Annotated in this window: 12 protein-coding genes; 6 read left to right on the top strand and 6 right to left on the bottom strand. The window is 64.4% G+C overall.

The features are described from left to right. Window positions 1-215 precede the first annotated feature (215 nt). Both U5A67_RS02540 and U5A67_RS02535 read right to left on the bottom strand, forming a co-directional pair. Window positions 216-734, bottom strand: a complete 519-nt coding sequence (locus U5A67_RS02540; RefSeq protein WP_321814384.1) for a DNA-deoxyinosine glycosylase — start codon at window positions 732-734, stop codon at window positions 216-218. A 15-nt stretch (window positions 735-749) separates the two neighbouring features. Beyond that, window positions 750-1,412: a chorismate--pyruvate lyase family protein gene (locus U5A67_RS02535; RefSeq protein ID WP_321814383.1), complete on the bottom strand. Its 663-nt coding sequence runs from the start codon at window positions 1,410-1,412 to the stop codon at window positions 750-752. A gap of 140 nt (window positions 1,413-1,552) precedes the next feature. Between U5A67_RS02535 and U5A67_RS02530 the strand changes: the two genes are divergently transcribed. After that, window positions 1,553-1,876, top strand: coding sequence for a low molecular weight protein tyrosine phosphatase family protein (locus tag U5A67_RS02530; protein ID WP_321814382.1), 324 nt, complete (start codon window positions 1,553-1,555; stop codon window positions 1,874-1,876). 40 nt (window positions 1,877-1,916) lie between these two features. Here U5A67_RS02530 and U5A67_RS02525 read toward each other — a convergent pair whose 3' ends face one another. The 4 genes from U5A67_RS02525 to U5A67_RS02510 form a co-directional block, all read right to left on the bottom strand. After that, window positions 1,917-2,825, bottom strand: coding sequence for a hypothetical protein (locus U5A67_RS02525; protein ID WP_321814381.1), 909 nt, complete (start codon window positions 2,823-2,825; stop codon window positions 1,917-1,919). Beyond that, window positions 2,826-3,593, bottom strand: coding sequence for a hypothetical protein (locus tag U5A67_RS02520; RefSeq protein ID WP_321814380.1), 768 nt, complete (start codon window positions 3,591-3,593; stop codon window positions 2,826-2,828). Between the two features lie 160 nt (window positions 3,594-3,753). After that, complete coding sequence (gene htpG / locus U5A67_RS02515; RefSeq protein ID WP_321814379.1) at window positions 3,754-5,667, bottom strand: molecular chaperone HtpG; 1,914 nt, start codon at window positions 5,665-5,667, stop codon at window positions 3,754-3,756. 197 nt (window positions 5,668-5,864) lie between these two features. Next, window positions 5,865-7,355 carry a PLP-dependent aminotransferase family protein gene (locus U5A67_RS02510; RefSeq protein ID WP_321814378.1) on the bottom strand — a complete coding sequence of 497 codons (1,491 nt, stop codon included), beginning with the start codon at window positions 7,353-7,355 and terminating at the stop codon, window positions 5,865-5,867. A 125-nt stretch (window positions 7,356-7,480) separates the two neighbouring features. Between U5A67_RS02510 and U5A67_RS02505 the strand changes: the two genes are divergently transcribed. From U5A67_RS02505 to U5A67_RS02485, 5 genes are all read left to right on the top strand, one after another. Next, window positions 7,481-8,188 carry a VOC family protein gene (locus U5A67_RS02505; protein WP_321814377.1) on the top strand — a complete coding sequence of 236 codons (708 nt, stop codon included), beginning with the start codon at window positions 7,481-7,483 and terminating at the stop codon, window positions 8,186-8,188. Between the two features lie 19 nt (window positions 8,189-8,207). After that, window positions 8,208-9,113, top strand: coding sequence for a DMT family transporter (locus tag U5A67_RS02500; RefSeq protein WP_321814376.1), 906 nt, complete (start codon window positions 8,208-8,210; stop codon window positions 9,111-9,113). Window positions 9,114-9,232: 119 nt separating this feature from the next. Next, complete coding sequence (locus U5A67_RS02495; RefSeq protein WP_205981104.1) at window positions 9,233-10,432, top strand: PLP-dependent aminotransferase family protein; 1,200 nt, start codon at window positions 9,233-9,235, stop codon at window positions 10,430-10,432. Window positions 10,433-10,496: 64 nt separating this feature from the next. Next, window positions 10,497-10,961 (top strand): RidA family protein, encoded by a 465-nt coding sequence (locus U5A67_RS02490; protein WP_167062755.1) that lies wholly within the window; start codon window positions 10,497-10,499, stop codon window positions 10,959-10,961. A 107-nt stretch (window positions 10,962-11,068) separates the two neighbouring features. Then, a complete protein-coding gene (locus U5A67_RS02485; RefSeq protein ID WP_321814375.1) occupies window positions 11,069-11,998 on the top strand; it encodes a PhzF family phenazine biosynthesis protein in 930 nt (309 codons plus the stop codon). Window positions 11,999-12,419 lie beyond the last annotated feature (421 nt).

The following is a 12,419-nucleotide window of genomic DNA, read 5'->3' as shown; positions in this document are numbered from 1 at the left end:
TCGCGGTGTGGTTTCAGCCGCGAGATCACATGCGTTTTCGAACACATCTCGAACGCATCTGCGCGGGCGAACGAGAGCATAGCATTCGTCGCGCATCAGGCCAGTTTTATACGGCAAAAACGCGCTTTTCAAGGCGTGTTGTGCGCGCTTGCATGCCTTCTTCACATCACACCAGTTGCGCGGCGAGTTTGCAGGGCGCTTCCGCACTTACGCGTTTACACGTTACCGTGCTTCGATGCGCCCACGACATCGGCGAGCGCGCGCCACGCCACGAGCTTCGTTGCGAAATTCATCGACGCATAGGCAGGACTACTGGACGGCAGATTCAGCACGCGAAAACGTTTGGCATGCGCGCCCAGAATGCGTTCGCCAATGCGCGCGGCCGTGCCGCCATTGAACGCGATCGCTTCGAGCGACGGCAAGCGCCCGATCAAGGTGATGAGATCGTTGCCCGCGTGATCGCGAATATCGGCATCGAGACTGCCTTCGCGACGCGCCTGCGCCACCACGTCCCACAGACCGACGCGATGTTCGAGCAGCGTTTGCAGGCGTGTTTGATAGTCGAGCGCAGGCAGATCGACGCCGATCACCTCGCCCACCAGATGCCAGAATTTATTCTGCTTGTGCGCGTAATACTGTTGATGCGCGAGCGACGCCTCGCCCGGCAAACTGCCGAGTATCAGCACGCGCGTCCGTGCATCGACAACCGGCGGAAAACAACGCTTGAAACTCATGCTCGCCCTCGCCGCTCAACGTGCGCCAGTATGCGACGACGGATGCGCCCGCGAAGCCGTATGCCCAAGTGGGCCACGTTCGCGCACCGAATGTGCAGGCGTGGACGGCTGTGCGCCGAGTCGCGCGAGATGCGCCCACAACGCGGGCAACATGCACTCGGTCACGAGCAGCGGCTCGCCGTGGCGCTCGAACACGGAACGGCGCGCGACAAATACATGCGGTACAAAAGCGGCCTCGGTCTCGCGCGCCGCCAGCGCATGCAGCGGATGCCGCGCGCTCACGCGCCGGCTCACCAGCGCCGAGCGCGCCACGCCGCTATCGGTGTAAAGCAGTTCAGCCAGGGGACGCGTACGCAAACGGCGCATCGCCTGCCAGACGCCGTGACTCGCCACGAGCGGCGTCGCGCTGTGTGCCGCGACGTAAGGCACGCCATCGACGGCCAGCACGATCTCGCGCACCCACGCCCGCTCGCGCGGCGCGAGGCCGAGCGCGGCGCATTCGTCGGACCAGGGCATGGCGACGGCTTCGCGCGTCACGCGTACTTCGACAGCACCCAGCGCACGCAGATGAGCGGTCAGCGAACCGCCGCGCGTGAGCCAGTCTTTCTGATCGGCGCTAAAGGCCGCGAGGGGCGCGGCGCGCCAGTGCGCGTCGGCGGCATCGAATCGGATGGGCATGGCGGGGATTATAGGCGGTGCGCATTGCGATTCGCTTCGATCCGGGTGGCGCTGCGAAGCCGGTCCGCATCACCCCGGCGATAAAATGACGCGTCGCGGGTTCAAGCCCTCGTACACCACCGGATCTTTAGCGAACGCCCATGCGCGCACTCTTCATCTGTAGCAGGAATCGCCTGAGAAGTCCCACCGCAGAACAGGTGTTTGCCAGTTGGCCAGGCATCGAAACCGCCTCCGCCGGCACGGCCCCGGATGCCGAGGAACAGGTTTCCAGCGAGCACATCCGTTGGGCCGAAGTCATTCTTGTGATGGAGCGCTCGCACAAGTCGAGGCTTTCCAGGCAATTCGGCGATGCGCTGAAAGGGAAAAAGATCGTGTGCCTCGATATTCCTGACAAGTACACCTTCATGCAGCCCGAACTCATTACCTTGCTTGAGCAGCGCGCCGGGAGCGTTCTCAGGCCTTGATTGCGGGCCTGGCCAGGGCACGCCGCGCAATCGACCATGTTTAATGCAGGGAAGCCGTGGTAGACGCTTCGATCGCTTGCTGGACAGACGTCAAGGCGAGACGCGCGGGATTGATATCGCCATCGAACGCGTCAATCAACAGCTTCGAGAATTCGTGAGGATCTCTGGCCGGAACGCGAAGCGGTACACCCGCATGCCCGGAAACGATCAGCAGCAGACAGTCGTCGTTGCCGCCGAAGTGAATCTGAAACAGCCAGCGACGGTGTCCCTCCTGCAGATGAAGGTCGAGCCACGCGGGGTTGGTTTGCTCCCAACGGCTGATCATGTTCGAGCGATGGAAAAAAGCCACGAGACGCCCCCAGAGCGTCTCATGTGCCTTGAGGACATGATCCACCTCGAAGGCAAATTTAGTCCATTGAAGCAAGGCTTCTGGAGCGGGGGGAACATCTGGCACGCCCGAGCGCGAGAACACCGCGCTCTCGCCCTCTTCGATCGTGGTACCGGACAAAGGCGCATGCACCACGCCGCCGCCCCGAACCCCGTACCCCAGGAGCCCAGCGTCGCTCGCCTCGTGAATCCGGGTCCGGCGCGCCCCGGTGTCCACCACAGCGTCCAATACCTTGCCCACCGAAGCGGGATCGTCGAGCAGTTCCCGGTCCGTTGAACGAACGGGATGCCGCTTTTGCAATGGCTCGAACGCTTCACGTCGCTGGATGTCCGCGCCCGTTTGCTGCCCGACCGCCTGCAACTCCGCCATGAGCGCGTCTGTCTGCGCTTCGTCGCGCAGCACCTCTGCAAGACGCGCCACAGCGAGCCGACGCTTGTCCTCGTCAGCAGTAGCGAAATCGACGCCCAGCCACGCGAATAGCGCGCGCATCTCATCCGCAGAAAACTGCGATGTAGAAAAGTCCTGCGGGCCGCCTTCGTTCTCGCTTGCGTTGCCAGCCATTTAGCTCTCCCAGGCCGCCCGCCTTGCATCGTGAGCAGCGCAGAATCGACGCCCTGCCTCGTCGTCCAGATAAAAATACTCGCCCGGAACAACGCGCCTGAAGGGCGATACGTATCGCTTCGGGGTGTCGACACGACTCATACCGCATCGCCTGCTGTAAAACTCGATCAGCTTGCGTCCCCCTTTGGGGTCTGCGTGCAGGAAAACCGAAGCGTCAGCGGCAAGATCGAGTCGCATCTGGATTGCGGTGTCGATGAGCGCCCGCGCTACGCCCGCAACCGGTTCAAGGCGCATCGTGACATAGAACTCGGTCGGCGCATCGGCCAGGTACCAGACAAACCCCCATTTCGAACGATCGCCCAAAACTGGCGAAGCATACGCAGGAACCGCAGTCAGCAGACCGACAGGGACGCCGCCGTCAGCACCAGCCAGTTCGAGGCACCACGCGTGAGCCCGTTCACGCACGTCTGCCAGCGGCCGTAAAAAGTTGTGACACTTGGCGAGCAGGAAAATGCGTTCCCAGTCCCAGTGTACATCCGCGCGAATGGCGCCGACATCGACGTCAGCAGGACGCAGGCAATCGAGGGGAACAGAAGCCGGCCATTCGTCGTACTGCGCCCTGATCAAGGGCTGGACGTGACGATTCCAGTATTGGACATCGGCCGTGATCATCGGACGGATACCGATCTGGTATGACCCGGTGCCACCGTCGAGCAAGGCTCGGAACGGCAAGCTTTTGATAGGGTGTTTGAGTTCGCTGAGGCGCATTGCGCGGTCCATGGATTCAGCACGCGGCTCATGCGCGACACAACCGTCGCAACACCCCGCGTGTACTTCCATCCTCAGCTTTCAGATCCCTCGTGAAGAACCAGAGAGATCCGAAAAATGCTGCGCGCGCGAGCGCGTCGCGCAGCATTCCTGCGTCACATCAACCCGCTTTCGCCAGCAACAACGCATTCGTACGCTTCACAAAGCTCGCCGGATCTTCCAGCGCGCCGCCTTCCGCGAGCAGCGCCTGATCGAACAGCAGATGGCACCAGTCGCCGAAGTTCGCGTTATCTGCGCTCAGCGCCTTCACCAGCGGATGCTCCGGGTTCACTTCGAGAATCGGCTGCATGTCGGGCGCCTGCTGCCCCGCCGCCTTCAACATGCGCTGCAGATAACCACTCATGTCGTTCTCGTCGGCCACGAGGCACGACGGCGAATCGGTCAGGCGGAACGTCAGACGCACATCCTTGGCCTTGCCCTGCAGCGCTTCCTTCATCTGCTCGACGAGCGGCTTGAGCGCTTCGCTCACCTGCTCCTGCTGCTGCTTTTCTTCGTCGTTGAGCGCGCCCAGATCGAGATCGCCACGCGCCACGCTCGCGAGCGGCTTGCCGTCGAATTCGTTGAGGAACGACAGCATCCATTCGTCGACGCGATCGGTCAGCAGCAGCACTTCCACGCCCTTCTTGCGGAACACTTCGAGGTGCGGGCTGTGGGTGGCGGCCTGCCACGTATCGGCGGTCACGTAGTAGATCTTCGACTGCTCGGGCTTCATGCGCGCGACGTAGTCGGCCAGCGACACGTTCTGCTCCGCCGTATCGTTCTGCGTCGAGGCAAAGCGCAGCAGCTTCGCGATGCGATCCTTGTTGGCGTGATCTTCGCCCATGCCTTCCTTGAGCACCTGGCCGAACTCGCCCCAGAAGGTCGCGAACTTCGCCTTGTCTTCGGCCGAAGCTTCAGCATCGGTTTGCGCCGACGCCATCTCTTCCAGCATCGACAGCGAGCGCTTGGTCACGCCATCGCGGATCGCCTTCACGTCGCGGCTTTCCTGCAGGATTTCGCGCGAGACGTTGAGCGGCAGATCGGCCGAATCGACCACGCCCTTCACGAAGCGCAGGTAGTTCGGCAGCAGTTGCTCGGCTTCGTCCATGATGAAGACGCGCTTCACGTAGAGCTTCAGGCCGCTCTTGTGATCGCGGTTCCACATGTCGAACGGCGCGTGCGCCGGCACGTAGAGCAGTTGCGTGTATTCGCTGCGGCCTTCGACGCGGTTATGCGTCCACGCCAGCGGGTTCTGGTGATCGTGCGCGAGATGCTGATAGAACTGCTGATACTGCTCGTCGCTGATCTCGCTCTTCGAACGCGTCCACAGTGCGCTCGCCTGGTTGATGGTCTCGAATTCGTCCTTCGTGACCATCTCGCTCTTTTCGGCGTCCCACTCTTCGGCCTTCATTTCGATCGGCAGACCGACGTGATCCGAATACTTCTGGATGATCGACTTGAGCTTGAACGACGAGAGCAGTTCGTCTTCGCCTTCGCGCAGATGCAGCGTGATCGTGGTGCCGCGTTGCGCGCGCTCGATCGCCTCGACCGCGAATTCGCCCTCGCCCGCGCTTTCCCAGCGCACGCCTTCATTGGCCGGCACACCGGCGCGGCGCGTTTCGACGGTGATCTTGTCCGCGACGATAAAGCCCGAGTAGAAGCCCACGCCGAACTGGCCGATCAGCGCCGCATCCTTCTGCTGGTCGCCCGAGAGCTTGCCGAAGAATTCCTTGGTGCCCGAGCGCGCGATCGTGCCGAGGTTCGCCACGGCTTCGTCGTGGCTCATGCCGATGCCGTTGTCCTCGATCGTGACGGTACGCGCCGCCTTGTCGAAGCCCACGCGAATGCGCAGGTTCGGATCGTTTTCGTAAAGCGCGCTGTTTTCGAGCGCTTCGAAGCGCAGCTTGTCGGCCGCGTCGGAGGCGTTCGAAACGAGTTCGCGCAGGAAAATTTCCTTGTTGCTGTACAGCGAATGGATCATCAGGTGCAGAAGCTGTTTCACTTCCGCCTGGAAGCTCATGGTTTCTTGTGCCATGGTCGGTTGTCCTCTTTCGTTGTCGTTGCAGTGCTGATTAGTCAGATCGGGCGAATGGTGTGCCGCGCGCGGGCTGCTTGTCACTGCTTGTGACTGCGGCCCATGCACGACGCGTTGCCCGCCCATATGGAGGCGGGCTCGGTCGTTTCAAGGGGATCGGGCGCTATCTGGCGTAGCGCAGGCAAACCGGCGTGGATTCAGCCGCGCCGGGCCACGCCATCCAGATAGCCGGCGAGAAAGCCCGGCAGCGCCGGATCGCCGCAGTTCGCGATGTTAAAGCGCATCCATGTCGTGGGCGACTGGTGCGGCGAAAACAGGCTGCCCGGCGTGAGCAGAAAGCCCGCTTCGTGGCCGGCGGCCGTGAGCGCATCGGCGTCCACGCCCGTATCGGCCCACAGGAACATGCCCGCGCCCGGCGCGATAAAGAGCTTGCAGCCGGCCCGCTCCAGCATGCGCGCGGCCTTGTCGCGCACGCCGTCCAGCCGCGCGCGCAGGCGCTCGACGTGACGCCGGTAGTGGCCTTCGGTGAGCACGCGAAACAGCACGCGCTCGTTGATTTCGGGACTCGTCATGCCGACCAGCATTTTCTGGTCGGCGACCGCCTGCGCCACGTCGGGCGCGCTGGCGATATAGCCCACGCGCAGATTGGGCGCGAGCGTCTTCGAAAAACTGCCGAGGTAGATCACGCGGCGCAACTGGTCGAGGCTCGCCAGGCGCGTGGCCGGATAGCCCGAGGGACACAGATCGCCGTAAATATCGTCCTCGACGACGATGAAATCGTATTGCTCAGCCAGACGCAGGATGCGAAACGCCTGCGCAGCCGTCAGCGACGTACCGGTGGGATTCTGCAGCACCGAATTGATGACGAGCATCTTCGGCCGCCAGGTCTCGACCAGCGCTTCGAGCGCGTCGAGGTCCGGGCCATCGGGCGTGTACGGCATGCCCACCAGCCGCGCGCCCTGCGAGGCGAAGCGCCCGAACATCTGGAACCACGCCGGATCGCCGACGATCACCGTGTCGCCGGGCTGCACGTAGATGCGCGCAAGCAGGTCGATCGCCTGGGTGATGCCCGAGACCAGCACGATCTGGTCCGGCGTCGCGCCAATTTCCATTTCGGCCATGCGCGTTTGCAACTGCTGGCGCAGCGGCAAAAAGCCTTGCGGCGAACCGAAGCCCAGCAGTTGCGTGCCGCTTTGCCGTCCCAGCGAGCGCATCGCGCCCGCCAGCAGTTCGCCGTCGAGCCAGCGCGCGGGCAGATAGCCCAGACCCGGCCCTTTTTCTGGATGCGTCGATTGATGGAGCATGTTGCGCAGCAGCCAGACCACGTCGATGGTGGGCGGCGCGGGCGGCTGTTGCACTTCGGGCGCGGCCTCGCCATTTGCGGCGGGCGCGAGACGCCGCTCCATCGGCATGACGGCGGCCGCGGCCAGCCGTTCGCGCACGTAAAAACCCGAACCGCGCCGCGAATCCAGATAACCCTGGGCAACGAGGCGCTCGTAGGCTTCGACCACGGTAAAACGCGACACGCCCTTGTCGAGCGCGAGCTTGCGGATGGACGGCATACGCATGCCGGGGCGAAACACCCGTTCCTCGATGCGGCGGCGGCCCCACTGCACGAGCTGGTCGACGAGCGTGAGGGTGGCCGCGTCATGCGGGGCGGGAATCTGGTCGAGCGGGACGGACGACATGGCGGCTCCAACTGTACCGAACACTATCGGGCCGATTGTACCGTTACTGTCCGCCACCATACCGGTACATTTGATTGCATGCGTACCGGTATGCTTTCCGGTCCGAACCACCCATCCCGCCCCACATGACTGCTACGCCGCTGCGCCTCGATCACCTTGTCGTCTCCGCCCGAACGCTGGAAGAAGGCGTGCAATATGTCGCCGATACGCTCGGCGCATCGCCCGCAGGCGGCGGCGCGCATCCGCTGATGCGCACGCACAACCGGCTGCTCGGCCTGTGGGGCGGCACGTATCTGGAAGTCATTGCGATCGATCCCGGCGCGCGCGGCGCGGGTACAACGGCATCGCCCAGCCGCGCCCGCCTGTTCGCCCTCGACGATGCCGAAGTCCAGGCGCGCCTCGAAAAAGGTCCTTATCTGTCGCACTGGGTCGTGCGCGTCGAGCCGCCCAGGAATCTCGAACGCTGGCGCGCCCAGTTTCCGCAGCGCATCCCCGACCTCGTGCCGATGACGCGCGGCAATCTCAGCTGGCAGCTCAGCGTGCCGCTCGACGGCGCGTTCCCGAACTGGCGAGGCGCCGGCGACGGCATCCTGCCCTCGCTGATCCAGTGGGACACGCCGCGCCATCCGTCGCAAACGCTCGCCGATACCGGCATCGCGCTGCACAAGCTCATCGCCTTTCATCCGCAAGCGCCGCTCGTGCGCGAGCAACTGGCCTGGCTCGGCGCGAACCATCTGATTACGGTTGAAGATGCTTTAAGTCCTGCGCTTGCCGCGCAGTTCGAAACCCCGTCGGGAACGCGATCGCTCGGCGCGCCCCGCACCTTGGTCTGACGAGCGCGACTCACCCACCATGAAAGCACGTGAAACCCAGGGCATGATGCTCGGCCTCGTCGGCGTCATGATCTTCAGTCTGACTCTGCCGATGACGCGTATCGTCGTCCTCGAATTCCATCCGCTGCTCAACGGTCTCGGACGCGCGCTCGCCGCCGCCGTGCCCGCCGCCCTGCTGCTGTTCATCCGCCGCGAAAAGCGGCCGACCTGGCCGCAGGTCAAAAGTCTTGCCGTCGTGTCGCTGGGCGTGATCGTCGCCTATCCGGTGTTTTCCGCGTGGGCGATGAAGAGCGTGCCCGCTTCGCACGGCGCCATCGTCAACGGTCTGCAACCGCTGGCCGTGGCGATCTACGCCGCGTGGCTCTCGCACGAGCGGCCGTCGAAGGCGTTCTGGGTCAGCGCGCTGATCGGCAGTGCGCTGGTCGTGGCCTTCGCGCTGCAGGCGGGCGGCGGCGCGCTGCACGCCGGCGACGCGTGGATGCTGGTGGCCGTGGGCATCGGCGCACTCGGTTATGCCGAAGGCGCGCGGCTCGCGCGGCAACTGGGCGGCTGGCAGGTGATCTGCTGGGCGCTGGTGCTGTCGGCGCCGTTCCTCGTGCTGCCAGTCGGCTGGCTGGCGTGGGCGCATCACGCGGCGCATCCCGAACCGGTCGCGCTCAAGACCTGGCTGGCGTTTGGCTACGTCACGCTGTTTTCGCAGTTCATCGGCTTCTTCGCCTGGTACGCGGGGCTCGCCATGGGCGGCACGGCGCGTGTCGGCCAGGTTCAGCTGCTGCAGATTTTCTTCACGATGGCGTTCTCGGCGCTGGCGTTTGGCGAGCACGTTGCGCCTTCGGCCTGGCTCTACGCCGCCGCCGTGATCGCCACCGTGATGGTGGGCCGACGCGCCGCCATTCGCACCGCGCCCGTGCCCGCGCGCGCTTGAGCGATTTTCGCGTCATAATCGAAGGTTTTCGGCGGTCGCTGGATTGTTCCCGCGACCGCCAGACAGATCCATTCAGATTCACCCCGGATTCACTCGCCCGACCCTAAAAAGGAGACCCCATGGACCAGAGCGATCTCAAAGCCGCGCCCGCGTGGCAACTGTCCGAGCGCGCAATCAAGCTGACCAGCTCGGCGATTCGCGAAATCCTGAAGGTCACCGAACGGCCCGAAGTCATCTCCTTCGCCGGCGGCCTGCCCGCTCCGGCCACCTTCCCGGCCGAGGAAATGCGCGCCGCCGCCGACCGCATCCTGCGCGACGATCCGTCCGGCGCGCTCCAGTACAGCGCGACCGAAGGCTATATGCCGCTGCGCGAATGGGTCGCCGAACGCCATTCCGTGGGCGGCGTGAAGGTGCGTGCGTCGCAGGTGCTGATCACCACGGGTTCGCAGCAGGCGCTCGACCTGATCGGCAAGGTGCTGGTCTCGCCCGATAGCCCGGTGCTGGTGGAAACGCCCACGTACCTGGGCGCGCTGCAGTCGTTCTCGCTCTACGAGCCGAAGTACGTGCAGGTGCCGACCGACGAACGCGGCCTCGTGATCGAAGGCCTCACGCCGGAAATGACCGCCGGCGCGCGTCTGCTCTACGCCATCCCGAACTTCCAGAACCCGACCGGCCGCCGTCTGCCGCTCGAACGCCGCCAGGCGCTCGCGGAATTCGCGAAGACCTCGCCGTTCCCGGTGATCGAGGACGATCCCTACGGCGCCCTGCTCTACGCAGGCGAGCCGCTGCCGACCGTGCATTCGATGGCGCCCGAACATATCGTGCATCTGGGTTCGTTCTCGAAGGTGCTGGCGCCGGGCCTGCGCGTGGGCTACATCATTGCGCCCGAAGACCTGCACTTCAAACTCGTGCAGGCCAAGCAGGCCACCGATCTGCACACGCCGAGCTTCACCCAGCGCATCGTCCACGAAGTCATCAAGAACGGCTTCCTCGACACGCATATCCCGAAGGTGCGCGCGCTCTATCGCGACCAGTGCGAAGCGATGCTCGATTCGCTCAAGCGCAACATGCCCGAAGGCGTGAGCTGGAATCGCCCGGAAGGCGGCATGTTCATCTGGGTCACGCTGCCGCAACAGATCGACAGTATGAAGTTGCTGGAAGAAGCGGTCGCGCAGAACGTGGCATTCGTGCCCGGCGCGCCGTTCTTCGCGAGCGAGCCGCAGCACAACAAGCTGCGTCTGTCGTTCGTCACCGTGCCGCCGGCGAAGATCGAAGAAGGCGTGGCGAAGATCGCCGCCCTGATCCGCGCGCGCCTGTAAGGCCGCACGCAGACTGCACACGAAGATCGCATCAACCGACCAACCCGTACAAGGACTCCTGATCATGGCTGACATCAACATCTACGACCGTCTCGAACAGCTCGGCATCGAACTGCCGCAGGCAGGCGCGCCCGCCGCCGCTTACGTGATGAGCGCGCAGAGCGGCAACACGGTGTACCTGTCGGGCCACATCGCGAAGAAAGACGGCAAGGTGTGGGCCGGCAAGCTCGGCGACACGCTCTCGACCGAAGAAGGCAAGGCCGCTGCACGCTCGATCGCGATCGACCTGATCGCCACGCTGCACGCTCACACGGGCGACCTCAACAAGGTCAAGCGCATCGTCAAGCTGATGAGCCTCGTGAACTCGACGTTCGACTTCACCGAACAGCACATCGTCACGAACGGCGCGTCGGAACTGGTCGCCGATGTGTTCGGCGAAAAGGGCAAGCATGCGCGCTCGGCGTTCGGCGTCGCGCAGATTCCGCTTGGCGCGTGCGTCGAGATCGAACTGATCGCCGAAGTCGAGTAAGCGCTCTGTTTTGCGAGCCGGTGCGCCGGCTCGCCGCGACGACCTCGAACCGCCCCGCAAGGTGCGGTTTTTTTTCGCCGTGCGTTTTTATCCTGATCTTGCCGACCATGACGACATCGACACTTCGCAGCGTCCGCTTCAAACAGGTCGACGTATTCACGTCGCGGCCCTTCAAGGGCAACCCGCTCGCCGTCGTTTTCGACGCCGATGCACTCGACACCGCGCAGATGCAGGCCATCGCGCGCTGGACCAATCTGTCCGAAACGGCCTTCCTGCTCGCGCCCACCGATGCGCGCGCCGACTATCGCGTGCGCATCTTCACGACCGAAGGCGAGTTGCCGTTCGCGGGTCATCCGACGATCGGCTCGGCGCACGCGTTCCTCGACAGCGGCCGCACGCCGAAGACGCCTGGCCGTCTCGTGCAGGAATGCGGCGCGGGCCTGGTCGAACTGGCGCAGCAGCGTGAAGCCAGCGAAAACGCGCCCGCGCAATGGGCGTTCGCCGCGCCGCCCGCCACGGTCACGCCCCTGCCCGCCACGCAGTACGACGCGTTGCGCGCGGCGCTGCGCTCGGATGCGATCGACTTCGATGCGCCGCCGTGCGGCGTCGATAACGGCGCGCCCTGGCTCGTGGTGCGTTTTCCGTCGGCGCAGGACGTGCTCGCGCTCGACATCGACTATGACGCGCTCGCCGTCGTGGCAGCGGGCGTGGGCGCGCAAGGTCTGGCCGCCTACGGCCCGCACGCCGCCAACGGTCCTGCCACGTTCGAAGTGCGCTGCCTGATGACGGGTCTCGGCAAAGGCGAAGACCCGGTGACCGGCAGTGCGAACGCCGCCATCGCCCTGTTGCTCGCGCAGCAGAATCGACGCCCCGGCGAGCGCTACACCGTGCGCCAGGGCACCGTCATGGGCCGCGAAGGCGACGTCGCCGTGACTTATGACAATCCAAGCGACGATGCAGACGACGATGCAAGCGGCAAGATCTGGGTCGGCGGCGCAACAGTCACGGTGGTCGACGGTTCGATCCAGCTCGCATGAAAATACGCACAGTGAACGCTTCATCCAGACTTCACTGACGCCAGAAACACAACATTTAACGCGCGGCGCCGACGCGTCCGGGCACGCGGGCACGCCCGCTGCGCCGGCCTGCGCGTCCCCGCGCAGGCCTTATTCCAGCTAGCTGCGCGTAGCGCGGAGCCACTTCGCGGATCGTCGCTCGTATGCGCCGCACATCGCACGCTGTTGCGCTTGCACTCTCAACTCGCGTATACCCGAGGGGGGACCGCTTCCTTAATCATTCCCCAACCATTAAGATCGAAACATCGGACGCAAAAAAGCGCGTCCTCCTGACTTTTGTCCGCGCGTACCGCGCTCTTTCCTTAGCCGTTCCGCATCCGATGCCGCCGATCCAACCGAGCGCCTTGTTGTCGTCCCGGCCGCCGCATCAGCGGCGCGGCAA

It is taken from the genome of Paraburkholderia sp. J69-1 (assembly GCF_905220255.1).
Taxonomy (GTDB): Bacteria; Pseudomonadota; Gammaproteobacteria; order Burkholderiales; family Burkholderiaceae; genus Paraburkholderia.
This window is presented reverse-complemented; position numbering and strand designations above follow the sequence as displayed.

Coding starts and splice junctions, on each gene's coding strand:
- U5A67_RS02520 (WP_321814380.1), bottom strand. CDS start 3,593: ATGCGCCTCAGCGAACTCAAACACCCTATCAAAAGCTTGCCGTTCCGA.
- U5A67_RS02505 (WP_321814377.1), top strand. CDS start 7,481: ATGACTGCTACGCCGCTGCGCCTCGATCACCTTGTCGTCTCCGCCCGA.
- U5A67_RS02495 (WP_205981104.1), top strand. CDS start 9,233: ATGGACCAGAGCGATCTCAAAGCCGCGCCCGCGTGGCAACTGTCCGAG.
- U5A67_RS02525 (WP_321814381.1), bottom strand. CDS start 2,825: ATGGCTGGCAACGCAAGCGAGAACGAAGGCGGCCCGCAGGACTTTTCT.
- U5A67_RS02535 (WP_321814383.1), bottom strand. CDS start 1,412: ATGCCCATCCGATTCGATGCCGCCGACGCGCACTGGCGCGCCGCGCCC.
- U5A67_RS02510 (WP_321814378.1), bottom strand. CDS start 7,355: ATGTCGTCCGTCCCGCTCGACCAGATTCCCGCCCCGCATGACGCGGCC.
- htpG (WP_321814379.1), bottom strand. CDS start 5,667: ATGGCACAAGAAACCATGAGCTTCCAGGCGGAAGTGAAACAGCTTCTG.
- U5A67_RS02490 (WP_167062755.1), top strand. CDS start 10,497: ATGGCTGACATCAACATCTACGACCGTCTCGAACAGCTCGGCATCGAA.
- U5A67_RS02500 (WP_321814376.1), top strand. CDS start 8,208: ATGAAAGCACGTGAAACCCAGGGCATGATGCTCGGCCTCGTCGGCGTC.
- U5A67_RS02530 (WP_321814382.1), top strand. CDS start 1,553: ATGCGCGCACTCTTCATCTGTAGCAGGAATCGCCTGAGAAGTCCCACC.
- U5A67_RS02485 (WP_321814375.1), top strand. CDS start 11,069: ATGACGACATCGACACTTCGCAGCGTCCGCTTCAAACAGGTCGACGTA.
- U5A67_RS02540 (WP_321814384.1), bottom strand. CDS start 734: ATGAGTTTCAAGCGTTGTTTTCCGCCGGTTGTCGATGCACGGACGCGC.